Raw genomic sequence first — 26,276 nt, forward strand, 5'->3', positions numbered from 1 at the left:
CTTCAATCCTCACGAAACGCTCTGTTGAAGCTATCCAGAAGCGGTCTGATTGCATAAAACGCGACACTGCTCTTGCCCGTTTCGATCAATGTTTGGGCGGGCATGCCCGGAACCATCGCGACATCGTGCATCTTCGCCAATCGTTCGTCTGTCACGCGGATCGTCGCTGCATAGTAGGCCTGACCGGTCTGCTTATCGACAAGGCGATCCGCGGAGACATAGTCCACGATACCTTTCAGCAGCGGAACCCGCCGCTGATTATAAGGTAGAAGATGAACTTGTGCATCCAACCCCGGTCGCACCAAATTAATATCCTCCGGCCGGACATGGGCCGATATCACGAGATGGGCTTCGCGCGGTACCAGATCGACAAGTGGTTCACCCGCGCCGACCACGCCGCCTGCCGTATGAAAATGCAGGTCCATGATCACCCCGTCCTCGGGCGCCCGGATTTCGGTTCTGGCAAGCTGATCGTCGATCGCCCGCAAACGTTCGCTCAACTGCAGAATCTGACTTTCCGTGTCGCGCAGACCCTGAGCGACCTCATTCAACCGATCGCTCTGCAGCTTCACCAGATTGGCCTGCGCCTCGCTGATCACCTGATAGGCACGCGATATCTGGGCGTCCACCTCACCAGCCTGACCATCGATGTCGGCCTTCTCACGCCCGAGATTGAAAATCCTGCTCTTTCTCTCCGCCCCTTTGGAAACGAGGCTGGTGGCCGACTCCATCTCCTGCCGGGAGATCTCGGCCCTGTCGGCAAGCGATGCCTTCTGCGCGCCGAGACCCATGATCTCCTGCTGAACCTGCCGCATCTTCTCCTGCGTGATCCCGATCTCGGATTGCATCACCTGGCGGCGCGTCTCGAATATCCTTTGCTGCCCCACCATGATGGCTTTGACCGACGGAGTGTCGTTCATCAACGCTATAAGGTCCTGTGGGAAGGTGATCTGGTCGGTGCCACTCTCTTCGGCAACCAGGCGCGCATGCATGCCCTCGGCGTCCCAGAGCTGCCCTTGAACGCTATCCCGTTCCGACCGCGACTTCGTATCGTCAAGTTCGATGAGCACCTGCCCCGAAGTGACGGCGTCACCGTTCTTGACGAGAATCTGTCGTATGATTCCGCCCTCCAGATGCTGGATGGTCTTGCGGCTGAACTCCGGCTCCACGACACCCGACGCCACCGCCGCGCTCTTCAGCGGAGCCAGGAGCGACCAAATCCCGAAACCCAGAATGAACACGCAAATCAGCAGATTGCCCGTCCGCTTCACTGACCGTAGTACCGGCATCGGCGACGGCGGTGCCAGCCTCATGAAATCGGTATCGACGACAGGGGCATAGCTCAGGAACTTCTTGGCCGCTTCCAATCGCTGTGCAGACCGGCTGCTTGGGTTTGACGCGTTTATGAATTTGGCTGAAGCGCCGGAAGGAAGGACGGTGGTCATGACGCAGCCTTTCCTTCCAGTGTCTGCGCCGGCGCCGGCGACGGCGGGCGAAGATAGGTGTCGTATATATGCTCGCTCTCCCCAAACGCATTGACCATGCCATTGCGCATGATCGCGATCTTGTTGGTGATGGGCAGAACTCCCATCCGATGGGTAATGATGACGACGATCATTCGTCTGGATCTCATGCGTTCGATCGCGTTGTACAGGATGCGTTCGCCCTCATAGTCCAGACTGGAATTCGGATCGTCGAGCACCACGAGCGAGGGATTTCCGTAAGCGGCGCGTGCCAATCCGAGCTGCTGCCGCTGAGCGCGCAGCAGCAAGTTCCCACCCTCGCCGATGTCGGTCTCGTAGCCCTGCGGCAGCCGCATGATCGTTTCGTGCAGTCCGACAAGCTTGGCCGCTTCGATGGCCCTGGTGGGGTCCGCGCCGTCCAGGCGCCCGATGACGTCCTTGATGGCTCCGCCGAAAAGTTCGATATCCTGTGGCAGATAGCCGACATGACGAGTATCGCCGCAAAGGCGCAGCGCGGAAATGTCGACGCCGCCCAGAAGGGTGCATCCGCTTGTCGGATGCAGGACGCCGGCCATGATGCGGCCGAGCGTCGACTTGCCGGATCCTGACGGGCCGATGAGCGCCATGCAATCACCCGGCAACAGGTGCAGCGTGACGCCCTTCACTATGGGCCGATCAGCAAACTGCAAGGCGTAGCCGACATTGTCCAGGATGAGGCCACTCGGATCGGGAACAGGGATCGTTCTGGGATCCTCCTGCGTAGACACAAGGATCAGCATCTTGTTGAGACGATTGAAGGAGTTGCGCGCAAACGCAAACGAGCGCCATGCGCCGATCGCGCCCTCGACGGGTGCAAGACCGCGGCCGAGCAACAGGCTTGAGACAAAGATGATACCGGGGCTGCTGTTATCCGCGAGCACCAGCCAGGTGGCCGCTCCCATGACCAGAATCTGGGTTAGTGTCCTGATGGATTTCGAGAACCCCAGAATGATCTCGGTGCGGTGCATCGCGGTGTCCTGGGCTTTTCTGGCCCTCTCGGCATCGCGGTAGACGATCTGCGCCGCACCGTCCTGCATTCCCATGGCACGGATCACCTGAATATATCGAAGAGCCGTCGCAAGCCGCATGTAGCTCCGCGACAGCGCAAGATTCGCCTGTGCGATCGGCTGCTGCGTCGCCAGTTCCGTCAGGAGGGCGAGCGACAGGAGAGCGACTGCGCTCAGAAGGCCGATCACGCCCAGCAGAGGATGAACGAGAAAGAGCAGCAGCAGGAATACCGGAGCCCAGGGAATATCGAAAAGAAGTGCACTTGCCGGTGAATCGAGGAACTGACGCAGCGAGGCAAGGTCGCGATAACAATCGGCCGCAACACTGGTATCCGCACGGGACGCGTATTCGAATGAAGCGTTCAGGACGTCCGGACGCAGACGATGGTCCAGCCAACTGCCGATGCGTGAAAGCGCTGCTCTGCGGACGATATCAAGGGTGGATCCGACCACCACCGCAACGGCGACGATGAGTGTCAGCATCACCAGCGTATCGACGCTGCGGCTCGACATTACCCGGTCGTATATTTGCAAAAGATAGATGGAAGGGGCGAGAAGAAAGAGATTATAGCCGCTGCTATAGAGAAAGACCAAGCCGAAGGCCCCGGCGCAGGCCCGTAGTGCCATGACCAGTTGAGTTTGCTGGCGCTGGGGTTGTGCAAGATTTGTTGGCGTCATCAGATCTCGCAGCTCCGGATTATGACAAGGCGAATGCTTGGTCGAACTGTCATAAATACGAGGATCGCTGGCCTGAACCTGCGATCCTCAGGACCCGAATTAACGGGCCGGTTGGCATAAATCGATCACGTACCGAGGTGGTGCACGTCGATGCTGCCGCCGAAAGAATTGTCAAAATGATCGAAAGCATTCGATACGGCCGTGCTGAGGGTGTCCGTATGAACCAATGCCGTCGAGATGCTGCCGCCCTCGGCCAGGTTGCCGTTACCGCCATTACCACCGGCGCCGGACACGATAGTGGCATGCTGGTCGACAAACGACTGGGTGGTTTGCGTAGCTGTCGTGGCTGCAGAAACCGCTGCTACGTCGCCGCCGCTCACAGAGCCTTGGCTACCGTTCGAAGTGGCGCTCCCGCCAGCTCCACCGGTGCTGGTGAGTGCTGAAAACGCGGCGTTATAAGCTTGGGCCAATCCGCCAGCTCCGCCACCGCCGGCATCCCAGTCAGCCGTCTGATGAACGTGATCGCCATTATGGAGATCAGTTGAGGCGCCGTAGACGTCCTGGTAGTTATTGACATAGGCACTGGGATCATAATGGATATTACCATTGCCGTATCCATCGCCGCCATTGCCGGCATTTGCGTTGCCTGCAGACGGATCGGTGAGATTGATCGTGTCAGTTATCTGTGGAATAGGCATAGTGTAGCTCCTCTCCTATTCGGTCCGAAAGTCTCCCACGGCCCGATGCCGGTACGTCATTACCTGGCAAGAAAACCGCTTGCAGACAGTGCTCGCAATTCAACCGGTGAACCAGCCGGATATTCGGAGATGTCCCTTTGGGTGGGGTATGGCCGGGAAAGAGGATGTATCCCAAATGGTTATGCCGAAATAACAGCAGGCACGGGGCTCGCAAAAAGGGGGCATGCTCTCTACGAACGCTTCCGTTGAGAGTTGGAACGCGGAACTGAAATGATCTGCGCGTGTTCCTGCGAACACGCGCTTCTGACGCAATTTCTACAAAAGTGCTGAGCGGCTTTTCCATCCGCAACTGCGAAAAAACAAAAGATAAAGCAGTCTCTGAAAGGCTCAGCCGATCTAGGTGTGCATGAAATTGAGGATGTCATCGACGAGAGCCGAATGGGCATCCGTCAGGTTACCCTCACCGCCGTGACCGCCTATGCCCGCCAGTTGCAGCGTATGCTGATCGGTGAGGACATGGTCGATCTGCTGGGCGTCGGCCGTGCCGCCGGCCGGAACAGCAATGTTGATCGGATGGAAATATCCGAGGCTGACATCGACCAAACTGCCGGTCGAAGATCCCGATCCGCCGCCGCCACCCACGCTGTGTCCGGTGAAGATCGTGTCCGACGACAAGTTGAAACTACCGCCATTGCCGCCGATACCCGCCATCTGGATACCGCCCTGGTCGAAAACCACATCGTTCGTCTGGTGGGCTTCCGCCGAGCCGCCAGCAGCGCCGATCGCGATGTTGATTGGCGAAAAAATGGCGACGTTCACATCGATCATACTGCCGATGAAGTGGCCATCGCCACCATGGCCCGCATAGTTGTCACCGTTGAAAATGAGTGTATTTCCGGCGTTTGAACCGCCGCTCTCCGGCCCCCCGCCGGCAGCCAGATTATGGTCGCCGCCCGAGCCGCCGACGCCGCCGATCTGGGTTGCACCTTGCAGAAACGCTGCGTTGTTCGTCTGTTCCGAATGCGCGACGGATCCCTCACCGCCAGCGACGGCGGTATTCACCGGAGCGAAGACGGCAACATCGGAGCTCACGATACCGCCGAAAAACAGGCCGTTGCCGCCAGTTCCGGCATGGTTGACGGAGGTGCTGCCGATACCGCCGAGCGCGACATTGCCGCTGCCGCCATCGCCGCCTAGGCCGGCCATTTCGGTAGAGTGTTGATTGATAAGCGCACCATTGCCCTGAAAGGCGTCTACTGTCGAATGAGGGCCGGCTACCGCCGTGTTGGATGGGATGAAGATCGCGAGGGGATTGCTGCTGATAAGGCCGGTCGCGATTCCGTCGCCGCCGCTTCCTGCGGAATTGACGTTCTGGTTCGATGCAAGATCCAACGGCATCCATGTCGGAACCAGCGCCAGATGTCCTGCACCGACACCGGAGAGCACGTTTTGACTCATGCTCGCGTTGGACGCGTCTTCCCCTGTCAGACGAGTTTCCGTCATCGCGGTCTCCCCCTTGCACTCTCGCGCATGGCGCGGATTGTCGAACCCCATTGTGGAATGGGACGGGCAAAAAGAAGAGCCTGCAATTCGTCTACGCCCATATGGGCGGGATGACAGCCGTTTGGCGGTCATCCCATTTGGCCGCAAGCCGTGAGCGCAAAGAGATTGGTCGGCGCACCGTGCAGCATGACTTCACGCTCGAAAGTGAAGCCGCATTTTTCCAGCACATGTCTGGAAGCGGCATTGGCCGAGCGGACGAGACCGATCATCCGTTCGGCATGCAAGCTGTTGAACGAGAAAGATAAAACATCATCTACCAATTCGGTCGCATAGCCCTGTCCCCAGCTATCCGGATGCAGGTGATAGGACAGGTTGAGACCGTCGAATTCCTTCGACACCGTCACGCCGCCGAAGCCGATCAGCCTGCCATCCGCCTCGACAGCCCAGCGACCGAATCCGTGATTACGCCAATGCTCCATGTCACGAGAGAGACGTTGAGCACTTGCGTCCCGCGTATCCGGTGTGGGATCGGGCCGATGCGCAACGAGTTCCGGCCGGGCAAAGAGGTCCGTCACGAAATCGAGATCCGCCTCCGCGGGCATGCGCAGCAGCAGGCGTTTCGTGTGTCTGACCAAAGGTGATGGCATGGGGCCGCTCTCTTGAAGCTTCACACTGCCTCAGCCAAAGGAACCTGGTCGAAGCAGCAGGCAGCCGTGGAAACGCCCATGCGGCACCCGGATGCTTGCAATGACTCTGCCGCGATTTCCACGAACAGCCGGCGGAACCAAACTGCCCGGCTGTCCGTCCGGTCAACGCGACGGTAGAGCATCGTCACCGGCTCGGCCGGCAGATCAAGCGGCGGCTCCGAAATGGTGAGGCCATGAAGCTGGGCCATGCAGCGGGCAATGGATTCCGGGATCGTGGCAATGGCCGGCATTGCCCGCAAAACCGTCGGCAGAGCCGAAAAGCGCGGCACCGTCGCCACCACCTGCCGGCGATCGCCGGTGCGGGCGAGAGCAATATCGACGTTGCTCGATGTATTGCCTTCAAAGGACACGGTGACGTGAGCGGCGGCGACAAAATCCTTGAAGCTCAGCGGCGCGGTCAGCCTTAGCTGGTGAGGGTCGTAGATACAAACCGATGCCTGCTCGAACAGCGGCGCGCGAATATGCCAGGATGCCGGCTCGTCATGCACCGAGACGCTGAAATCATAGGCGCCCTCGTCCAGCAAACGCCCGGCGTCACGCTTGTCGAAAGCCACGCCGATCAAACGCGCCCCTGGCGCCTGCAGCCGCAACCGCGCCACCAGCGGGCCGAAGAAAGCGGATTCGAGATTGTCGCACATGCCGACGCGGAACTCGCCCTGCCAGCTTGCCGGGTCGAAGGCCGTTGGCGGGCGGATGGCGCGTTCGATGCCCGAAAGTGCATCCTCGATGGCTGGCGCAATGGCGAGTGCGCGCGGCGTCGGCTGTAGACCCCGCCCGACACGCACGAACAATTCGTCATCGAGCGTCTCGCGCAATCGACGCAGCGCAGCCGACAGGCCGGGCTGGCCAAGCAGCAGGCGCTCGGCAGCGCGGCTCACATTCCGTTCCTGCATGAGCACGGAAAAGGCGAGCAACAGATTGAGATCGATTTTTCGAAGCGTAGCATCATTCATCATCACCAGTAATACCTGGCATGGTTACTATCAATTTGCAATAGGGTTAGAAGCTGTACATTTTCTCGTTCCCTGCCGCCCGCCAACCTCCCGAGAGACGGCAGCATAGGAAGGAACGATTCCGATGACTTATTCCAAATCACGAAGTGGGGCCGGGCTGGCATTGCTGCTGCTTTGCGCCGCCAACTTCCTGGACGCCATGGATGTCTCCACCATCGGCGTGGCCCTGCCCGCAATCCAAACCGAGCTCGGCATACAGGCGACATCGCTGCAATGGGCCGTCAGCGCCTATGTGCTCGGTTATGGCGGCTTTCTGCTGCTCGGCGGCCGCGTTGCCGATCTTTTCGGCCACCGCCGCGTCTTCCTCTGGTCGCTTGGCGTCTTCGCCGCCGCCAGCATCGCCGGCGGGTTCGTCGACAGCGCGCCGACCTTGATCGCTGCACGCCTGATCAAAGGCATTGCCGCAGCCTTCACCGCGCCGGCCGCGCTCGCCCTACTGCTGTCCGTGTTTGGAGAAGGAAGCGCCCGCGCCAAGGCGCTCGGGGTGTTCTCCTCTACTGGCGCCGCCGGCTTTGTGCTCGGCATGGTGCTTGGCGGAGCCGCAACCATCATTAGCTGGCGGGCGACGCTGGTCATGGGAGCGCCCGTTGCCATCCTCGCTCTGGTGCTTGCGCCCTTCGTCCTGCCTGCCGATCATCAGCGGACCGGGCCGCGGCCTCACTTCGACTGGGCCGGTGCGCTGACGATCACGCCCGGATTGCTGCTGTTCGTCTTCGGCATCACCAACGCCGCTGCCGCCGGCTGGCAGGCATTTCCCACCTGGGGAGCATTGGTCGCGGCGCTGGTCCTCATCCTGCTCTTCCTGCTGGTCGAAGCGCGGCACAGGGATCCGATGGTGCCGCTTGCCATCTTCCGGCGGGCAAAGCTCAGCCATGCCAACGCCATCGCCGCGCTCTTCCAGGGCGTCTATGTCGGCTTCCAGTTCATCGCGACGCTCTACTATCAGGACGTCGTCGGCTGGTCGGCTTTCGCCACCGGCTTCTCCTTCGCCTTCGGCGGCGTCTGCGTGATGTTCCTCGCACCGCGATTTGCGGCGATCGGGCAAAATCGCGGCACGACCGGCCTGATGACGCTTGGTGTCGGACTGCAGGCTATCAGCTATGTCTTTTGGGTCCTCTCGGTCGGAAATATCAATCCGATCCTGCTCGTCGCCGTCTCTCAGCTATTGCTTGGCGTCGGCTATGCCATGACCTATCCGTCGGTGCAGGTGGCGGCACTGTCCGATGTCGAAGACGATAAGTCGGGCCTGGCCTCCGGGCTGCTGTTCGCCTCCTTCCAGATCGGCGGCGGCATCGTGTTGGCAGCCGCATCCGCCATCTTCGGCGCGGCACCAAGCTTCGGCTGGAATCCCTATATCGCCGGCACCGCCTTCGTCGCGATATTGGCCGCTACGGTGACATTGCTGGCGGCGGTCGGCCCGAGGACATCGACATCGCGTTCGAATGTCTATCAGGCGGCGGAATAGTCGGCGTCGCGAGTACCCGCATCACCTCGGGTGCGGGTACTCGTCATCAGCCCAGCTCCGATCGTCCCGAAGCGGATTGTCGGAGGATGCCATTATGACAACAGCGATGCCGCCTCGGCGGCACGCCGCATCAAGAGGTCGCGTTCCCGCTGGTTTCCGGCCAGAGCAGCGGCCGCCTCGAAAGCGGCTTTAGCCTCCCCGTAGCGGGCGAGTTTTTGGAGCAGATCACCGCGAACGCTCGGCAGCAGGTGATATCCCCTGAGCGCCGGCTCATCTGCGAGATGATCCACGATCGCCAGCCCCGCCTCCGGCCCTTCCGCCATGCCCACCGCGACCGCGCGATTGAGTTCGATGACCGGCGAAGGCATAAGCGCCGCCAGCTCCCCATAGAGCCTAGCAATACGTAACCAATCCGTCGCATCGGCCGTTCGAGCCTCCGCGTGGCAGGCGACGATTGCCGCCTGCAGTGCATAAGCGCCGCCCGCGCCGCCGAGGTCCCGCGCCCGTGCAAGTGCCCGCAGTCCCCGCCGGATCTGTAGCTGATCCCAAAGGGCGCGGTTCTGTTCCAGCAGAAGGATCGGCTCACCGACGGCATCTGTGCGCGCGGCGGTGCGTGAGGCATTCAGTTCCATCAGCGCCAGCAGCGCATGCGCTTCGGGCTCATTCGGTGCAATGGAGGTGAGGATGCGGCCCATGCGCAACGCTTCGTTGCAGAGCTGCGGCCGCAGCCAGTCCTCGCCGCGCGCCGCCGTATAGCCCTCGTTGAAAATCAGATAGACGACCTCCAATACGGAGGCAAGCCGTTGCGCGAGTTCCTCGCCGCCGGGGGTCTCATAGGCCAGCCCCGACTCCGAAAGGGTTCGTTTGGCGCGGACAATGCGCTGGGCAATCGTCGCCTCCGGCAGCAGAAAAGCTCTGGCAATCTCCTCTGTCGTCAAGCCACAAATCATCCGCAGCGCCAATGCGACGCGGGCTTCCCGCGATAGCAGCGGATGGCAGGCGGTGAAGACGAGACGGAGCAATTCGTCGCCTATGTCATCGTCGAGGGCAGCGTCTACATCGGGCATGGCCTGCTGCTCCTCGTCCATATCCAGGGCAATCATCTCATGCTTGCGCTCAAGCATCGGGCGGCGGCGCAGATGATCCAGCGCCCGCCGCTTGGCGGTCGCCATCAGCCATGCACCCGGCCTTTCCGGAACGCCGGTCTCGGGCCACCGTTCCAGCGCCGCCAACAGCGCTTCTTGAGTGAGGTCCTCCGCCAACGGCACGTCGCGCAGCATCCTTGCCAAGCTGGTGATCAGCCTGGGCTGCTCGATCCGCCATACAGCCAGGATCGTGCGGTGGGCGTCGGCGGCCGTCACGGCCGCCCGTCCCTTCTTTCAGCCATTCGCCTCAAGCGACCGCGACCGCGACCGAGTGTGCGCTGCATGGGTTCATATCCGGCGTGAAGAACGGACGAACCTCGCAGGTGCCTTCCCAGCCCGGCATGTGATCTATGTGGAGCTGCATGAATTCGACCGTCAGCGCCAGAGCCTCCTCCTTGTTCTGAAATTCGAAGATCGCATAGCCGCCGACCACTTCCTTGGCCTCGACGAACGGGCCGTCGACGATGACGAGCTTTCCGTCTTTGATGCTGACGCGGGCTCCGGTTTCCATCGGCATAAGTCCGGCGGTATCGATCATGCGGCCGGCCTTGATCTCGCGATCGGCGAGCTTGCCGATGGCTTCCATGAGCTCCGGCGTCGGCATGCCCATTTGAGCAGAAGTGATGATAGACATGAAACGCATTTGACCATTCCTCTCGAGCCGAGCCGCTGGCGCCATTGCCGCGAAATTGTCTCGCTCAATACGACGACGAAGCAACCCTTCGGAAATCGACAGACGATTTGAAAAAAATGTGCGGCTGAGTTGCCAAGTCTTGATTGTGAGTCAAGCGGATTGATCAAACGCCCCACGAAAGCCTGCAATTCGTCGAAATCCATCAGCACCGCCACCCTATCAATTCTAGTTGTGTGCAGGCAATCTGCCCAATGCAGAGAATCGAGCGCGTCTCGTGCACAAGATCCCAAATGGGCGCCTGCCACTCTTCATTGACTTCAAACGGTCGTTGAAAGATGGTTGGATCCAACATCCGAAGCCATTGGATTTTGAAGGGATGTCGTACCCTTAGCCTTGGCAATCATGAGGCCGAGGAAGCGGATAATAGGAGCCTGCATTTATGTTCGATCATGTCTCGATTGGCGTCAAAAGCCTGGAAAGAGCACGGCAATTCTATGATGCGACGCTAGCGCCGCTCGGCTATGAGCGGCTGTCGAATTTCGACGGCACGGTCGGATATGGCGCTGAACGGGCACAGTTCTGGGTCATGGAGGTGGAGCACCCCGTTCCGGCGGATCGCGGCTCCGGCCTGCATTTCTGCTTCGTCGCACCAAGCCAGGAGGCCGTCGACGCCTTTTACGCCGCCGGGCTTGCCAATGGCGGCGAAGACAACGGCAAACCGGGCATCCGGCCTGACTACAGCCAATTCTATTACGCAGCCTTCGTCATCGATCCCGACGGCTATCGTCTCGAAGCCTATTTCCAGACCGGCGAGTGACGGGCGCGCAAAGCAAGATAACAATGCTGCCCGTCGAGAAGACGAACCGCACTTCCTAAGCATCTGATGTTTCAGGCTGCTGTCAGGCTTCTACCGTAGGGAAAGCTGGGCGAAGATCGTTAGCGCGTTTCGCGAGAGCCGAATCTCGCCCTATTCCTATATGCGATGACGGAAAACGGCCTTTCCTGATGTACGACAATTATGCTGCTTACCCCAAAAGTGCTGCGCCGTTCGGCAAGCCGCTTGCCTCTTTCCTGGCGCTGTCGGCACTGTGGTGTTTGCTCCTTCTTCTCTTCAACAGATTTCCCGAGATCGATATTTCCGTCGCCCGCAGCGTCTTTACGAGTAAGCCTTGTCCGTGGACCGATTCGGCCGACGACATCTGCGGCATGTTTGCCTACGACAAGGATCGGCCCTTCGTCATCCTGCGCTCGATCACGCTCGTTTTACCCTATATCGCGGTGATCGTGCTGCTTGCAGTTCCCTTCCTCTCCTGGAAGAAACTCGGACCCAACTGGCGCACGCCGAAAATCGATCAGTGCATGGCGGCGCTGTTGTCGCTTGCGATTGGCTGTGGCCTCATCGTCAACTTGATCCTGAAAGCCTTCTCCGGCCGGCCGCGCCCCCGCGATACCGATCTCTTCGGTGGAGCGTTGGATTTCGTTCAGGCGGGCTCGTTTGCCGGCAAGTGCCTCAGGAATTGTTCCTTCGTTTCCGGAGAGTCGTCATCGGCCGGATGGCTTCTCTGTCTCGCCCTGCTGCTGCCGCCACGCTGGCGTCTTCCTCTAGGGGTGCCCCTCGCCGTGACATCGATTATGATGCCGACGATGCGTGTGCTGACCGGCGCGCACTATCTGTCCGACGCAGTCCTCGGTTGGCTTTTGTCGCTGGTCATGTTCGCAGCCATGCTGAGCGTTTTCGAGTTCTTCAACTCCAGATCGCAGCAGCATTGAGGAGAGGATTGTGGCTGCGCCGTTCAGCCGACTTTCGGAAGAACGTGCGAGCGGCAATTTCCCGGTTTTCCTTTGCTTGAAGGCGTCGTTGCCTTGCGGATGCGGGCCGCGAGTTCGCCGAGCCCGAACGGCTTTATGAGATAATCGACCGCACCGATGCTCATTCCGGCCATCTGATCCGATAGCTGATCATAAGCGGACATGATGATCACCGGCATCGAAGAGACCTTCGGCCCCATATATCTTAGCAATTCCAGGCCACTTCCGTCCGGCAGGCGAAGGTCGAGAAGAACAACGTTATAAGCTCCGGCCGAAACCGCCGCCATCGCGGACCGCAGGTCCATCGACCAATCAACTGCCCAGCCTTCGGCAAGCAAATGATCCTGCACTGCATTGCCGATGGTGGCATCGTCTTCGACCAGCAAAATCCGCACGACTTCTCCCTTATGCAAGAGATGAAGCTATGATCGGGATTTCTGACGGCGACCTGAAATTCGCCTGCCCGCAGGCGGAAAAGAGTAGATAAGGGACAGCGATCGCCAATCAGTAGTGCACAAACGAATATCGTTCAGGTAAATGTCAGCAACGGTGGGCACGGTCCCGCGCTTTAAAATAGTCAAAGTCGCGTCCTATGCGCTGCGGTTTACGGTTTCCCGACCCGCTTTTCAGGAAACGCCTTGGAGAAAAACATTGAACGATAAAAACATCCAGCCTGGCCGGCAAAGCGTCCGGCCAGCAATCGGCAGCGTCACTCTTTGCCTTTTAACCACGATTTATATCCTTCTTGTGACGAACCAGACGTTTTGGACCAAGGCCTACGGTTATTTTATTGCGGAACCCACCGCCTTTGCCGCCTTCGCCATTGGCATCGCCGCGGCCATCATGGCGCTCTTCACGTTTTTCTCCGCCAAATACCTCACGAAGCCGATCCTGATTTTCTTCGTTCTCGTGGCGGCGGTGTCCTCCTGGTTCAACGATCAGTTCGGGGTCATCATCGACAAGGAGATGATTCGCAATGCGGCGGTATCGACGGGTGCCGAGGCCGGCCATCTGATCACGCTGCGCTTTGCGACACATGTGCTGCTGACGGGCGTTTTACCCTCTCTGGTGATTGCGTGGGTGCGCATTGCGCATCGTCCCCTTCTCAAGAAGCTTGCTCATAATACCGCTGTCATCCTCTCCTGCCTCGCCGTCTTCGTGATCGCAGGCACCAGCTTCTACAAGACGTTCGCAGGTGTCGGCCGTGCGCACCCCGATCTCGTGGATATGCTCAATCCAGTCATGCCGATCACCAGCGCCGTGCGCTACGCCATCAATTCGCGCAAGGATTCAAGCATCGTCGCGCAGCCTCTGGGCACGGACGCCCACAGGGTTGGCACGAACGACAACGGCAAGCCGCGTGTGACCATCATCGTCGCCGGCGAAACGGCGCGAGCCCAAAACTTTTCCCTCGGCGGCTATGGCAAGATGACCAATCCGGAGCTGGCGAAACAGAATGTCGTCTATTTCCCCAACACCAGCAGTTGCGGGACGGCGACAGCAACCTCGATCCCTTGCCTGTTCTCGGTCTATACGCGGGAGCAATATACCCACCTGAAGGGCCTCGAGACGCAGAACCTGCTTGATGTGCTGACCCATGCCAAGGTCGATGTCTCCTGGCTGGACAATGATACTGGCAGCTATCACGTCACCGACCGCGTGCCCTACACCTATCTGCCGACATCGGCCGATCCCCGCTTCTGCAAGGATGGCGAATGCCTGGATGCGATCCTGGTGGACAAGGTCGATAACTGGCTGGACCATATCAAAGGAGACAGCGTCCTCGTGCTGCACCAGCTCGGCAGCCATGGCCCAGCCTACTACCAGCGCTATCCCGACGAGTTCCGCCGCTTTACCCCCGACTGCCGCGCCAACGATTTCGGCAGTTGCACGCCGGAGGAGATCACCAACGCCTATGACAATACGATCCTCTACACCGATCATATCGTTTCGGCGGTGATCGATAAATTGAAGCAGCGCTCAAACTCGCTGTCCGGCGCGGTCGTCTACTTCTCCGATCACGGCGAGTCGCTTGGCGAGAACGGGATTTACCTGCACGGTACACCATACATCATCGCACCTGCGCAACAGACCCATGTGCCATTCTTGGTCTGGCTGGCCGACGATCTGGCGAAGACCGGCGGCTATGACATGACCTGCCTGGCAAAACGCGCCGCTGACGGCACCCATTCTCACGACAACATCTTCCACAGCGTCCTCGGCCTGATGGATATTGCGACGAAGGTCTACGACCGCAGCCTCGATGTGTTCGCCGAATGCCGTCCGCCGAACAAGCTGGCACAATTGAATTGATGGCTGTCAGCCCCGAATCCGAATTGCGGTCTCGCTAAACCGAAGCCGCAATTCGTCCCACATCCTTCAAAGCCGCGCCGGCTGACGCACCGTGCGCTCATTCTCGACATTGCCGGTGTTGAGCGTCGTATTCCTCTCCAGCAGCGGGACCTCGCATGTCGGCTCCGCGGTCGGGCAATGTTCGACGCCGTGCGGCACGATGATGTATTCGCCGGGGCCGAGGACGATATCGCCGCCATTTTCCTCGCGCAGCTTCATGCGAAGCGTGCCTTTGACAACGAGGAACAACTCGTCCTCCTCTTCGTGATGGTGCCAATGAAAGGCGCCTTCGAGTTTGACTAGCTTGATCTGAAAGTCGTTGATGTCCCCGCAGATCCGCGGGACCCAGGGCTCATTGAACCCCGCAAAGGCCTTCGTGAGATTGATTTTCTTCAGCTCTGACATGCGCCTCTTCCTCCGACGATCGGGTGCCCAGGGACACTATCGACGGCGGCTCCGCCAAACGCAACGGTCCCGGCATTTGGGGCACACCTCCCGCTACCATCACGGCCATATCGAATTCTTCGAAGGAAACCTCCGAAACTTTGCGGATGGTTCGCCTGCGGGAACGCGCGTAAATGCCCACAACGCAATTGCGATAGGCAACGGAAACATCATGACGGCAAACACTGTCGAATTCGGGCTCGATACTTTCGGTGACGTGACGCAGGACGAAAACGAGGCCCCGGAATCTCATGCACAGGTCATCCGCGATGTGATCGAGGAAGGCGTGCTCGCAGACCAGCTCGGGATCGATTTCTTCGGCATCGGCGAGCATCATCGCCAGGATTTCGCGATTTCCTCGCCGGAAACGGTGCTTGCCGCCATTGCCGGCCGCACGTCGCGGATTCACCTCGGCTCGGCCGTGACGGTTCTGAGTTCCGATGATCCCATCCGTGTCTTCCAGCGCTTTTCCAGCCTGGACGCCGCCTCAAGCGGGCGCGCGGAGGTGATCCTCGGCCGCGGTTCGTTCACAGAATCCTTCCCGCTCTTCGGCTTTGAGCTGTCGCAGTATGAAAAGCTGTTCGAGGAAAAGCTCGATCTTTTCGCGGCTCTGCTTTCCAATGAGCCGGTCACCTGGAAGGGAACGACGCGCCCGCCGCTCAGCAATCAACGCGTCTTCCCGACGATCGAGAAGGGTCACCTGAAAACATGGATCGGTGTTGGCGGCAGTCCGGCTTCGGTCGTCCGCGCCGCGCAATATAATCTGCCGCTGATGCTGGCGATCATTGGCGGCAGCCCCTATCGCTTTCGGCCGTATATCGATCTCTATCACAGGGCATTCGCGCAATTGGGCCGCCCTGTTCAGCTGATCGGCATCCATTCGCCGGGCTATATTGCCAATACGGACGATCAGGCCCGCGAGGAGCTCTGGCCGAACTACAAGGCGATGCGCGATCGCATCGGCCGCGAACGCGGCTGGCCGCCGATAACGCGCGACGAATTCGAAAGCGAGATCGAAAACGGCTCGCTCTATGTCGGCTCGCCCGAAACGGTCGCCGCCAAGCTCGCGCCTGTCATCAAGACGCTCGGCATCAGCCGCTTCCAGTTGAAATACAGCGCCGGCACGCTCAGCCACAGCAAACTGATGCGCTGCATCGAACTTTATGCCCAGAAAGTGATCCCCGCGGTACGGGCAGCATTAGGCGACGCCTGATATCCAGAAAAAGGATCACGGTGCTCATTTTCGGCAATCAGGCCGAAATCGCGTGGAATGACATGGCAACGCCGTTCATGCAGTAGCGCAGACCTGTCGGCTTTGGTCCGTCGGGAAAGACATGGCCGAGATGGCCGCCGCAGCGGCTGCAATGCACCGCGGTACGCGTCATGCCGAAGGAATGATCCTCTGTCGTACCGACTGCGCCATCGATCGGCGCCCAAAAGCTCGGCCAGCCGGTGCCGCTATCGAACTTCGTGCTTGAGGAGAAAACATCCTGCTGGCAGCCGGCACAGGCGAAATTGCCTTTGCGCTCCTCGTGCAACAGCGGGCTGGAAAACGGATATTCCGTCCCCTCCTCGCGCAGTACGGAATATTGGTCCGACGTCAGCAGCTTGTGCCATTCTTCGTCGGTGTGGGTAACGGGAAATTTCCCGGCCGCAACGGCTGGGCTTGATGCCAAACCAAATCGAGCCGCAACCGCCCCGAGGCCGGCAGCGATGAGAAGAAGTCGTCTGTTCAACATTCCTGGAACCTCCCGTAGAAGGGACGATCACCTGTCCCGCAAAATATACGGCGCCAATGCGGATTTTGTTACATATCTGCGCGGGAAGCACCGAAACGTGATCATGAATGTGACTTTCGGCATGGTCTTACTCGAAAAATTCGAGCGGCTTTCGGATAAGATCACGCAAAATCAACAGCTATCCGTTATCCAGGATTCACTGCATGAACAGTCTCACACCCATTCTTTCCACCATAACGGCCTCCTTCCTCGGCTCCTTCGTCGAAGTCGTGGAAGCCTTCACCATCGTCCTTGCCGTTGGGGTCACGCGAAGCTGGCGCCCGGCGCTGACGGGTGCCGCTCTCGCGCTTGCGGTGCTTGCGGCCCTCGTCCTGATCTTCGGGCCGCTGCTCGCGCTGGTACCGATCACCACGCTGCAATTCGTCGTCGGCGTTCTGCTGATCCTGTTCGGCATGCGCTGGCTGCGAAAGGCCATTCTGCGCTCGCTCGGCGTTATCGCTCTGCACGATGAGGAAGCAGCCTTCTCCAAGGAAACGGCAGCGCTCCGCCAACAATCCGAAGACCGGCGCGCCGACTATCTCGCCGGCCTTGCCTCCTTCAAGGCGGTGCTGTTGGAAGGCGTCGAGGTGGTCTTCATCGTCATCGCCGTCGGCGGTGCCCATGGCCTGACGCTCTATGCCGGCATCGGCGCCCTCGCCGCCTTCATCTTGGTCATGCTGATCGGCCTGCTGGTGCATCGCCCCCTCGCCACCGTGCCGGAAAACACGCTCAAATTCGTGGTCGGGCTGATGTTGACCAGCTTCGGCATCTTCTGGACCGGCGAAGGAATTGGCGCTGATTGGCCGGGCGCCGATCTTGCGCTTATCGCCATCTTCGCAATCGTTGCCCTGGCGTCCTTCGCCATCATCCGCGGCCTGCGCGGCTCCGTCGGCAAATCCACAGTAAAGGCAGCCCAATGAACGTCATCCGCATCGCCATATCCGAACTCATCGGCATGTTCATCGACGATGGCAGCCTCGCGGCTTTTTCCCTGATCCTGGTGATCATCGTCGCCGTCGCGGTCAAGCTTCTCGGCCTGCCACCATTGATCGGGGGGCTTCTTTTGCTGCTGGGCTGCCTCGCCATTCTGATGCACAGCGTCCGCCGCGCCGTGAAACGATGAGTTGAAATCCCTCTGCAAGCGCTGATATCCTCCCTCGACAGAGCGTCTCGCGGATGCGAAGAATTACGGGAGTTTCAGCGCGATCGAGAGGCGTTCAGATGAGCAGCGCGTATCCGGAAATCTATCTGGTTCGGCACGGACAGACGGAATGGAGCCTGTCCGGTCGGCATACCGGGCGAACCGATATTCCCCTCACCGCCGCCGGTGAAGAAGCCGCCCGCAAGGTCGCGAGCCGCCTGCCCGCCATCGATTTCGCCGCCGTCTGGTCAAGCCCGTCCCAGCGCGCCAAAAGCACCAGCACGCTCGCCGGCTTCGGCGATGCGCGTGTCGTCAAGGACGATCTGGCGGAGTGGAATTATGGTGCCTATGAAGGCGTCACCACCAAGGAAATCCTGGCTCAGCGACCCGGCTGGCAACTCTTTCGTGACGGATGCCCTGACGGCGAGACTGCGGCCGATGTCGGCGCGAGAGCAGATCGGATCATCAGCGAGCTTCGGGAGGTAACCGGCAACGTCCTGATCTTCTCCAGCGCGCATTTTCTGAGGGTCTTCGCCGCCCGCTGGCTCAGTCTGCCGCCGCAAGGTGGCGCACATTTCGTGCTCGACACCACCAGCATCAGCATCCTCGGCTATGAACACGACCTGAGCGAACCGGTCATCCGCCGCTGGAATGAGGTTTGACCAGCTTGGCAATCTTTGCCGCCGCCGCATCCGCCGCCTCGGGCGCCATGCGCGCTATACCGAACAGCAGGCCCTGCCGCGGCGGACCAAGATGCAGGGCAGACATGGAGCGAAGTGCGAAGCCATGGGCATTGATCTCCCGTATGGCCGCCTGATCATCGATGCCAGGGTCCCGGAACCAACTGGCCAGTTGCAGCCCGCCAGTGCCCCCGCCGATCTCGAGCCGATCTCCGCAATGACGGTTCAGTGCCGAAACAGCCGCTGCCATCCGCTCGGCATAGACCGCATTCATGTGCCTCAGATGCGCACGAAAGCGGCCTTCGCGGATGAAATCGGCAAGCGCCGCCTGGATATGGATCGGCACGACAGCCCCTCTCAGCCGCTGCGCGGCCGCAGCCTCGGATACGAGCCAGGATGGCACGACCGCGTAGGCGACGCGCAGGCCGGGTGCCAGCGTCTTCGAGAAAGTGCCGAGATAGGCAACCACTTCGCCGCGATCGATGCCCTGCAGCGCGGCGATCGGGCGGGAGGCATACTGGAATTCGCTATCATAATCGTCTTCCAGCACGACCGAACCATTGGCGCGGGCGAATTCCAGTAGCGCCAGGCGGCGTGGCAGGCTCATCGTGACGCCGGTCGGATATTGATGCGAGGGCGTGACATAAATCAGCCGCGGCGGCGGACCGACCGCTCTGCCGACATCGATACCCGCCTGATCGCATGGCACCGGCACGAGATCCGCGCCCGCCATCCGCAGCAAGGCCTGTGCTGTCTCATAACCCGGCTCTTCCATCCAGGCGACTGTGCCATGCGGACGATCGGGCCGCAGCAGGAGGCGCGCCAGCAGATCGATCGCTGCCACGGTGGAGGGAACGATGAGCAGTTGTTCGGGGCGGGCAATCACGCCGCGTGTGGCGGAGATGTGATCAAGGATCGCCTCACGCAGCTCGCGAATACCGCTGTGAGCGCCATAGCCGAGATCATGCACCCGCAGCGAACGGCCGCGAGCGCCGAGGCAACGTGCCCAGGCAGCGTGCGGAAAAGCTGAGACATCTGGCACGCCCGGCTCGAACAGGCCGCCCGCGGCACCCTCGGCCACCGGCATCGGACTGAGCGGCGTCGACGCAGCTTGCCCATGCAGAGGTGGTGTCGTGAATGCGGCGACGCGGGTCGCAGCACCCGTCGTCGATTGCAGATAGCCCTCCGCCTTCAGCCGCTCATAGGCGTTGACCACGGTGGAGCGTGCGACGCCGAGCGAAATCGCCAGCGTTCGTGTCGACGGCAGCCGCTGGCTCGGCGGCATCTGCCCCTGGAGAATGCGATCGCGCATCACGCGATACACCTGGCCTTCCAAATCGCCCGCCACTCGATCGAGCGTCGGCCATTGTGCGACGGCTGTCATGACATCTCCAACTGGTCTGCAAGAAATAGAAAAACTGGCCGTTTATAACCTACCTCTTTGGCGCATAAACAGAAATGATACCGATGAGGACATCATGGCTGACCTTTACCCGCCGCAGACAGAAGACTATCCGACTACCGAACGCTCACGCGTGCGGCGCGAACATCATCGCGGCAGCCATGCCCGTGCCGATGTCCATGCCATTCTGGATGCCGCGCCCCTCTGTCACGTCGGCTATGTCATCAACGGCGCACCCTATGTGACGCCGACACTGCATTGGCGCGAAGGCGACCATGTCTATTGGCACGGTTCAGCGGCGAGCCGCTTTTTGCGCGCGGCCGAGGATATGCCTGTTTGCCTCACCTGCAGCCTCATGGATGGTTACGTCCTTGCCCGCTCCGCCTTCAACCACTCGGTCAACTACCGCTCCGCCATGGTTTTCGGCACAGCCCGCCTTGTCGACGATGTCGAGGAAAAGGCCGACGCGCTCCGCCGCTTCATCGAAAATCTGTTTCCCGGCCGCTGGGACAGTCTGCGGCCGATGACGCGCCAGGAGGTGAAAGCGACGTCAGTACTGAGGATGGAAATCGACGAGGCGACGGCCAAGGTTCGCAACGGCCCGCCAGGCGATAGCGACGAGGCGGATTTCCCCGTCTGGGCAGGCGTTCTGCCGGTGCAAAGCCATCTGGCCCCGGCGGAAGCGGCGTCCGGATTGCCCGAAGGGATAGAGCTACCCGAACCGCTCGCGGCACTGATACAATCGGGCCGGATTCGATAGATTATTTTTCGCATTTGATACCAAAGGACTTCGACATGAACCTCGAAAATTGGAACGGTGTGCCGCGCCCAGAACGCATCACCCTGGAAGGCTGCTATGTCCGGCTGGAGCCGCTCGACGCGGCCCGCCATGGCGCCGATCTCTACGCCTCGGCCCAAGCGCCTGGAGCCGACGATCGCTTCCGCTATCTGTTCGAGAGTGCACCGGCCGACCTCGCCGCCTTCACGCCCTGGCTCGAAAAAGCTGCCGCCGGCACCGATCCGCTGTTCTTTGCGACGATCGACAAGCGGACGGGCAAGGCCGAAGGCCGGCAGGCGCTGATGCGCATCGATCCCGTGCATGGCGTCATCGAGATCGGCAGCATCCTCTGGGGACCGGCGATCGCCCGCAGCCGCATCACCACCGAAACGCTCTATCTCTTCGCCTCCTACGTCTTCGATACGCTCGGCTATCGCCGTTTCGAATGGAAATGCAACAATCTCAACGAGCCGTCGAAGCGCGCTGCCGAACGTTTCGGCTTCACCTTCGAAGGCATCTTCCGCCAGCACATGGTCGCCAAAGGCCTGAATCGCGACACCGCCTGGTTCGCCATGATCGACGCCGACTGGCCGCGCCTGAAGGCCGGTTACGAAAGATGGCTGTCGCCTGAGAATTTTGACGAGGCCGGGCAGCAGAAAAGCAAGCTGGCATTCGGGTAGAAACGAAGCTTATCGACCTTGCACAGGGGGAGCACGATGATGTGTTCCCCTCAAACCATTCGGAATGCGCCTCGTATCGTCTCGACAACCTCCGTAATCGGCGGCCCGTGCCGACCAACCGCAACACGGCGAGATACAACGCTTCCATCTCGGATTAAAATTTCGCTTCCTCGCCCACAATCCTCGCGGTACATATCGCGCGTATTTTACGCGCAAGCTCACCCGATCGACTAGAATCCGAGGATAATGGCATGACATTTCAAAACAGTTCGCGTCTCTACGCTGCTGTTTCATCCTTGTTGTGGCCGGCAATCTTTTGCGCCGGACTGACAGGCTCTTATTTTGCGTTTCAGTCGCATATGCAGCTCTTTTGGTTCAATGTCGTCTATCTCTCCGCCGTGGCGACGATTGCGCTTTTCGAGCGGCTTATGCCCTACGAGGAGACCTGGCTGGAGCGCGACGGCGAGACGTTTAGCAACATCGCACACACCCTTTTGAGCAAGGGCAGCGTGCAGATCGCGGCAGCCATCGCCACGTCATTTCCAATGGCTGTGGCGACTGTAGCGCAACCTTTTCTGAGCCATCAGGCGCATATTTGGCCGGAGCAATGGCCGATGGCCTTGCAGGTCGTGCTGGGGTTGATCATCGCCGAATTCGGCCTCTATGCGGCCCATCGCCTTGCGCATGAGTACCTGACACTTTGGCGTTTCCATGCCTTGCATCACAGCGTCGAGCGGTTGTGGGTCATCAATACCGGACGTTTCCACATCATCGATTCGCTGTTCAAGATCGCGCTCGGCCAGATCCCGCTCTATCTCCTCGGTGCGCCGCTGCCGGTTTTCCTGTGGATTGGCGCGGTAACCGCGTTTATCGGCCTCCTCACCCATTGCAACATCGACGTGCGTACCGGCCCGCTCGATTGGTTCCTCTCGACGCCACGCCTGCACCGCTGGCATCACTCGAAACTGCTTTCCGAGGGCAACACCAATTACGGCGAAAACCTCGTGATCTGGGACCAGATCCTCGGTACTTACTATAACCCGCCCCGCCCCTCCTCCACGGACATCGGCATCACCGGCAAGGTCGCTAAGGGTTTCCTGGCGCAGCTCGTGCAACCCTTCTCCACCAAGGGACGCAGGCAGATCATTGGGAAAAAGCCGAAGGAACTGGTGGCCAAGGAAGAGCTGGCGGCAAGGAAGGCCGCTCTACGCAAGCAGGCCGACGAGCCGATCCGCAAACGAGCTGAGGGATGACGACCAGCATCCGCTGGTTGGCATCGAAGCGTTAGCCACGGCGAATAGTGCCGCGATGCTCACCGCGCCAGCGATGGCGGGAGGCGTAGACTTTTTTGGTCGAAACCGTCGCCGTAAAATTCCAGGATGCAACCAGTGCTCGGAAACCTATTTCAAACCGAGAAGATATTGTCATTTAACGTGTATTGAAAAAGATACCACACGGGGGTACCTATCCGACGCAAATTGATGGTCATGACAGATTAGGAAAATCATTGAAATGGAAGGGAGATTTACCCCAGATCATCTCAAGCAACTTCATAGAATATTTTTCACATCGCGTGAAATAGACCGGCTTGAACGAGAATTCATCAAGCAAGGCATAGCACATTTTCACGTTTCCGGTGCCGGACATGAGTCGACGGCGCTGCTCAACGAATTCCTCCATGATGACGATTGGTTGCATCTGCATTATCGCGACAAAGCTTTGATGCTGGCGCGCGGCATGCCCATTCGTGAGTTTTTCTCCAGTCTTCTCGCCACAGCCAATTCTCATTCCGCCGGCCGACAGATGAGCGCGCATCTTTCCTCCCGCGCTCTCAACATCACCTCGATCGTCGGCCCCGTCGGCAACAATGCACTGCATGCCGTCGGCGTCGGCGCGGCGCTGAAACACAAGTCCGGCATGCCGATCGCCATTTGCTGCCTCGGTGACGGCACTACGCAGCAGGGCGAATTTGTCGAAGCCGTGGCTGAAGCCGTGCGCAGCCAATATCCCGTCGTCTTCATCGTCGAAGACAATAGTTTCTCCATCTCGACGCGCACCACCAAGCAGACCTTCTTCGATCTGCCAAACGGACCCGCCTCTTCTTTCTACGGTCTCGATATCATCCGTGCCGATGGCGATGATCTGCAGGCGTCGCGCGAAGCTTTCCGTAAAGCTGTCCGCCACAGCCGCAACAACCGCACGCCGAGCCTCGTAATTGTCAATGTCGAGCGCCTATCCGACCATACCAATGCCGATGACCAGAAGACCTATCGCACCCAGGAAGAGATCGAGACCGGCTCCGTCCGCGATCCGCTCGTCAATCTGCGTGCCGCTCTGCTGGAAGCGGGTGTCGACGCTGCCGCACTGGAACAGATCGAGAAAGATCTGACCGCCGAGGTGCAGGCGGAAGCAGCCCTTGCCCGCAAGGAAGATGCGCCGCATGTCGAGCCGGAAGCGAAGGCGCCCTACCCGGCTTCGTTCGACAAGACGACTGAATATCGCGGCGGCAAGAGTGCCGCCACGCTGACCATGCGCGAGGCGCTGAACGGCGTGCTCGACAAGCAGCTTGCCGACAATCCGGATGTCGTCCTTTTCGGCCAGGATATCGAAGACCCCAAGGGCGACGTCTTCGGCGTCACCCGCGGTCTCAGCACGAAATATCCCGAACGGGTGCACAATGCGGCGCTCAGCGAATCCACCATTGTCGGCACCGCGGTCGGCCGTGCGCTTGCCGGTCAGCGCCCGGTTGCTTTCCTGCAATTCGCCGATTTCCTGCCGCTCGCCTATAACCAGATCGTCTCGGAAATGGGCAGCATGTTCTGGCGCACCCAGGGCGCCTGGGAATCACCCGTCATCCTCATGGTGAGCTGTGGCGGCTACAAGCCGGGCCTCGGACCGTTCCATGCGCAAAGCTTCGAGAGCATGCTGGCGCACACGCCCGGTATCGACGTCGTCATGCCCTCCAGCGCCGGCGATGCCGCTGGCCTGCTCAACGCAGCCTTCGAGTCACGCCGCCCGACCGTTTTCCTCTACCCAAAGGCCGTGCTCAACAATTCCGACGGTCGCACATCCACCGATCTCGATAAGCATTTCGTCCGCCCCGGCCTCTCACGTTACGTCGCCCGCGGCCGCGACCTGACGCTGGTCACCTACGGCAACACCGTTTCGCTCTGTGCCAAGGCGGCGAGTGCCTTCGAAGCCCAGGGATTTTCGGTTGAAGTCATCGACCTCCGCTCGATCTCGCCCTGGGACGAGAAGGAAGTGCTTGCGAGCGCCAAGCGCACCAGGCGCCTGATCGTCGTGCATGAGGACAATCGCACGGTCGGCATGGGCGCCGAAATCGTCGCGACCGTCACCGAGAAGACCGACGTACCGGTCGTCGTCCGCCGGCTCGCCCGTTCGGATGCGCATGTGCCGTTTAATTTCCGCAATCAGTTGGAAACGCTGCCATCCTACAGCAAGCTGGTCGATCTGATGGCCGAGGTTCTCGAATGCGAGGTTACCTGGCATGAGGAAGACAAGTCCGGCCCGACTGCAGCCATCAAGGCCATCGGCTCCGGCCCTGCCGATGAAAGCGTGCTGGTGACCGATATGCTGGTCAAGCCCGGCGATACGATCGAAGTCGGCCAGCTCGTCGCCGTGGTCGAAGCAACCAAGGCTTCGGTCGAAATCTGCGCCAATATCGGCGGCGTTGTTCAGGAAGTTTTCGCCAAGATCGGCGATCAGATCGCCACCGACAGCGCGCTTTTGACCGTCGACGCCGACCGTGACCTCAGCGAACGCAATTTCGCGCTTGCCTCGGAAGCCCATAATAAGTTCGTGCTCCGGCGGCTGAAATCCCATTCGATCCCGGCGCTCCGCCGTCATTCCGGCAACTTCTCCGAAATTGCCGTCAGCGGCATGGGTTTTGCGACCGGCGCCCGCCGCGTCAGCAACGAAGACATCATCCATAACTGGCCGAACCGGCGCGCCGAGGAAATTTTTGCGCTGACCGGCATCAAGAGCCGCTTCTGGATTGGCCCCGACGAAGGCACGTTGAGCCTCGCGACCAAGGCTGTCCGCGATCTCTTGCGCCAGACCAATATGACGATCCATGACATGGACCTCGTCATCGCAGCGACAGGCACGCCCGATATTGCCACGCCGTCGCTTGCAAGCCGTGTTGCGGTTGCCGTTGCCGAAGATGGCGTGCGGCCTTCGCTTGCCGCCTATGACATGGGAGCCGCCTGCTCCGGCTATCTCTACGCCCTGCAGCAGGCCTACGACTTCATCGCCCAGCAGAACGACGCCAAGGTGCTGATTGTCACTTCGGAAGTGCTATCGCCGCTGCTCGACATGAACGATTTCTCGACGGCCATCCTGTTCGGCGATGCCGCCACGGCATGTCTCGTGACCAGCCGCGACATGGCGCGCAATCCGCTGTTTGCCGCGAGCCGTCCGGTCATCAGCGGCCGTCCGGAGCCGGGTGACCTTCTCTATGTGCCGCTGCCGGACGAAGGCGTCATTTCGATGAACGGCCGCTCGGTCTTCACCGAAGCCGTGCATTCCATGTCGCGCTCGATCGAGGACGCTTGCGTCGATGCCGGGCTTGAACTCGCCAATCTCGATCTTCTGGTGCCGCATCAGGCCAACCAGCGCATCATCGACACCATTGCCAAGCGCAGTGGCCGGCCGGCGCTCAGCGTCATCGAAACCTACGGCAACACCAGCTCGTCAAGCATCCCGCTTGCCATGATGCACGTTGCCAAAGAACACCCCGAGCCGCTCAATCTCGGCCTCGTCGCCTTCGGCGGCGGCATGACATCGGGCGCCGCCATCGTGCGAACGATCAAATAGCTGTAAACAACGTCAGTTCAGCCA

General features: G+C 60.2%; 24 protein-coding genes. 12 read left to right on the plus strand and 12 right to left on the minus strand.

Features of this window, described 5'->3' with window-relative positions; genetic code table 11:
- Positions 1 to 2: 2 nt before the first annotated feature.
- The 6 genes from C9E91_RS13820 to C9E91_RS13845 form a co-directional block, all read right to left on the minus strand.
- Entirely contained in the window at positions 3 to 1,445 is a 1,443-nt protein-coding gene (locus tag C9E91_RS13820; RefSeq protein ID WP_107108879.1) for an HlyD family type I secretion periplasmic adaptor subunit, read from the minus strand.
- Positions 1,442 to 3,187: a type I secretion system permease/ATPase gene (locus C9E91_RS13825; protein WP_107108880.1), complete on the minus strand. Its 1,746-nt coding sequence runs from the start codon at positions 3,185 to 3,187 to the stop codon at positions 1,442 to 1,444. Before C9E91_RS13825 ends, C9E91_RS13820 begins: the two co-directional genes overlap by 4 nt.
- 125 nt (positions 3,188 to 3,312) lie before the next feature.
- Positions 3,313 to 3,885, minus strand: coding sequence for a PE-PGRS family protein (locus C9E91_RS13830; protein ID WP_107108881.1), 573 nt, complete (start codon positions 3,883 to 3,885; stop codon positions 3,313 to 3,315).
- 396 nt (positions 3,886 to 4,281) lie between these two features.
- Positions 4,282 to 5,388 carry a hypothetical protein gene (locus C9E91_RS13835; RefSeq protein WP_107108882.1) on the minus strand — a complete coding sequence of 369 codons (1,107 nt, stop codon included), beginning with the start codon at positions 5,386 to 5,388 and terminating at the stop codon, positions 4,282 to 4,284.
- Between the two features lie 128 nt (positions 5,389 to 5,516).
- The gene (locus C9E91_RS13840) at positions 5,517 to 6,035 is read right to left on the minus strand and encodes a GNAT family N-acetyltransferase (protein WP_107108883.1); all 519 of its coding nucleotides are present in this window, start codon (positions 6,033 to 6,035) and stop codon (positions 5,517 to 5,519) included.
- Between the two features lie 20 nt (positions 6,036 to 6,055).
- Positions 6,056 to 7,051: a LysR family transcriptional regulator gene (locus tag C9E91_RS13845; protein ID WP_107108884.1), complete on the minus strand. Its 996-nt coding sequence runs from the start codon at positions 7,049 to 7,051 to the stop codon at positions 6,056 to 6,058.
- 121 nt (positions 7,052 to 7,172) lie between these two features.
- Here C9E91_RS13845 and C9E91_RS13850 point away from each other — a divergent pair, with 121 nt between their 5' ends.
- Positions 7,173 to 8,573: an MFS transporter gene (locus C9E91_RS13850; protein WP_107108885.1), complete on the plus strand. Its 1,401-nt coding sequence runs from the start codon at positions 7,173 to 7,175 to the stop codon at positions 8,571 to 8,573.
- 92 nt (positions 8,574 to 8,665) lie between these two features.
- Here C9E91_RS13850 and C9E91_RS13855 read toward each other — a convergent pair whose 3' ends face one another.
- Both C9E91_RS13855 and C9E91_RS13860 read right to left on the minus strand, forming a co-directional pair.
- Positions 8,666 to 9,934, minus strand: a complete 1,269-nt coding sequence (locus C9E91_RS13855; RefSeq protein ID WP_107108886.1) for an RNA polymerase sigma factor — start codon at positions 9,932 to 9,934, stop codon at positions 8,666 to 8,668.
- A gap of 31 nt (positions 9,935 to 9,965) precedes the next feature.
- Positions 9,966 to 10,361 carry a YciI family protein gene (locus C9E91_RS13860; RefSeq protein ID WP_107108887.1) on the minus strand — a complete coding sequence of 132 codons (396 nt, stop codon included), beginning with the start codon at positions 10,359 to 10,361 and terminating at the stop codon, positions 9,966 to 9,968.
- Between the two features lie 430 nt (positions 10,362 to 10,791).
- On the opposite strand from C9E91_RS13860, the gene C9E91_RS13865 reads away from it, so the two are divergent.
- Positions 10,792 to 11,169: a VOC family protein gene (locus C9E91_RS13865; protein WP_107108888.1), complete on the plus strand. Its 378-nt coding sequence runs from the start codon at positions 10,792 to 10,794 to the stop codon at positions 11,167 to 11,169.
- 188 nt (positions 11,170 to 11,357) lie between these two features.
- Positions 11,358 to 12,122 (plus strand): phosphatase PAP2 family protein, encoded by a 765-nt coding sequence (locus C9E91_RS13870; protein WP_107108889.1) that lies wholly within the window; start codon positions 11,358 to 11,360, stop codon positions 12,120 to 12,122.
- Between the two features lie 23 nt (positions 12,123 to 12,145).
- On the opposite strand, the gene C9E91_RS13875 is transcribed toward C9E91_RS13870, so the two are convergent.
- Positions 12,146 to 12,556 (minus strand): response regulator, encoded by a 411-nt coding sequence (locus C9E91_RS13875; RefSeq protein WP_107108890.1) that lies wholly within the window; start codon positions 12,554 to 12,556, stop codon positions 12,146 to 12,148.
- 256 nt (positions 12,557 to 12,812) lie between these two features.
- Between C9E91_RS13875 and C9E91_RS13880 the strand changes: the two genes are divergently transcribed.
- Entirely contained in the window at positions 12,813 to 14,474 is a 1,662-nt protein-coding gene (locus C9E91_RS13880; protein WP_107108891.1) for a phosphoethanolamine transferase, read from the plus strand.
- Positions 14,475 to 14,540: 66 nt separating this feature from the next.
- Here the strand turns inward: C9E91_RS13880 and C9E91_RS13885 are convergent, their stop codons facing one another.
- The gene (locus tag C9E91_RS13885) at positions 14,541 to 14,918 is read right to left on the minus strand and encodes a cupin domain-containing protein (RefSeq protein WP_107108892.1); all 378 of its coding nucleotides are present in this window, start codon (positions 14,916 to 14,918) and stop codon (positions 14,541 to 14,543) included.
- 211 nt (positions 14,919 to 15,129) lie between these two features.
- Between C9E91_RS13885 and C9E91_RS13890 the strand changes: the two genes are divergently transcribed.
- Positions 15,130 to 16,170, plus strand: coding sequence for an LLM class flavin-dependent oxidoreductase (locus C9E91_RS13890; RefSeq protein ID WP_107108893.1), 1,041 nt, complete (start codon positions 15,130 to 15,132; stop codon positions 16,168 to 16,170).
- A gap of 37 nt (positions 16,171 to 16,207) precedes the next feature.
- On the opposite strand, the gene msrB is transcribed toward C9E91_RS13890, so the two are convergent.
- The gene (msrB, locus tag C9E91_RS13895; RefSeq protein WP_107108894.1) at positions 16,208 to 16,696 is read right to left on the minus strand and encodes a peptide-methionine (R)-S-oxide reductase MsrB; all 489 of its coding nucleotides are present in this window, start codon (positions 16,694 to 16,696) and stop codon (positions 16,208 to 16,210) included.
- A gap of 203 nt (positions 16,697 to 16,899) precedes the next feature.
- Here msrB and C9E91_RS13900 point away from each other — a divergent pair, with 203 nt between their 5' ends.
- The 3 genes from C9E91_RS13900 (at position 16,900) to C9E91_RS13910 (ending at position 18,538) form a co-directional block, all read left to right on the plus strand.
- The gene (locus C9E91_RS13900; RefSeq protein WP_107108895.1) at positions 16,900 to 17,655 is read left to right on the plus strand and encodes a COG4280 domain-containing protein; all 756 of its coding nucleotides are present in this window, start codon (positions 16,900 to 16,902) and stop codon (positions 17,653 to 17,655) included.
- Entirely contained in the window at positions 17,652 to 17,858 is a 207-nt protein-coding gene (locus tag C9E91_RS13905; RefSeq protein ID WP_107108896.1) for a hypothetical protein, read from the plus strand. Before C9E91_RS13900 ends, C9E91_RS13905 begins: the two co-directional genes overlap by 4 nt.
- A gap of 98 nt (positions 17,859 to 17,956) precedes the next feature.
- Positions 17,957 to 18,538 carry a histidine phosphatase family protein gene (locus tag C9E91_RS13910; RefSeq protein WP_107108897.1) on the plus strand — a complete coding sequence of 194 codons (582 nt, stop codon included), beginning with the start codon at positions 17,957 to 17,959 and terminating at the stop codon, positions 18,536 to 18,538.
- Here the strand turns inward: C9E91_RS13910 and pdxR are convergent.
- Positions 18,513 to 19,940: a MocR-like pyridoxine biosynthesis transcription factor PdxR gene (pdxR, locus tag C9E91_RS13915; protein WP_107108898.1), complete on the minus strand. Its 1,428-nt coding sequence runs from the start codon at positions 19,938 to 19,940 to the stop codon at positions 18,513 to 18,515. The two genes, C9E91_RS13910 and pdxR, sit on opposite strands and share 26 nt — an antisense overlap.
- 94 nt (positions 19,941 to 20,034) lie before the next feature.
- Between pdxR and C9E91_RS13920 the strand changes: the two genes are divergently transcribed.
- From C9E91_RS13920 to C9E91_RS13935, 4 genes are all read left to right on the plus strand, one after another.
- Positions 20,035 to 20,718 (plus strand): pyridoxamine 5'-phosphate oxidase family protein, encoded by a 684-nt coding sequence (locus C9E91_RS13920; RefSeq protein WP_107108899.1) that lies wholly within the window; start codon positions 20,035 to 20,037, stop codon positions 20,716 to 20,718.
- A 35-nt stretch (positions 20,719 to 20,753) separates the two neighbouring features.
- Complete coding sequence (locus C9E91_RS13925) at positions 20,754 to 21,416, plus strand: GNAT family N-acetyltransferase (protein ID WP_107108900.1); 663 nt, start codon at positions 20,754 to 20,756, stop codon at positions 21,414 to 21,416.
- Positions 21,417 to 21,667: 251 nt separating this feature from the next.
- A complete protein-coding gene (olsE, locus tag C9E91_RS13930) occupies positions 21,668 to 22,669 on the plus strand; it encodes an ornithine lipid hydroxylase OlsE (protein WP_107108901.1) in 1,002 nt (333 codons plus the stop codon).
- 259 nt (positions 22,670 to 22,928) lie between these two features.
- A complete protein-coding gene (locus C9E91_RS13935; RefSeq protein WP_107108902.1) occupies positions 22,929 to 26,252 on the plus strand; it encodes a thiamine pyrophosphate-dependent enzyme in 3,324 nt (1,107 codons plus the stop codon).
- The last annotated feature ends 24 nt before the right edge of the window (positions 26,253 to 26,276 follow it).

The organism is Rhizobium sp. SEMIA4064, from assembly GCF_003025035.1.
In the GTDB taxonomy this organism is placed as follows: Bacteria; Pseudomonadota; Alphaproteobacteria; order Rhizobiales; family Rhizobiaceae; genus Rhizobium; species Rhizobium paranaense.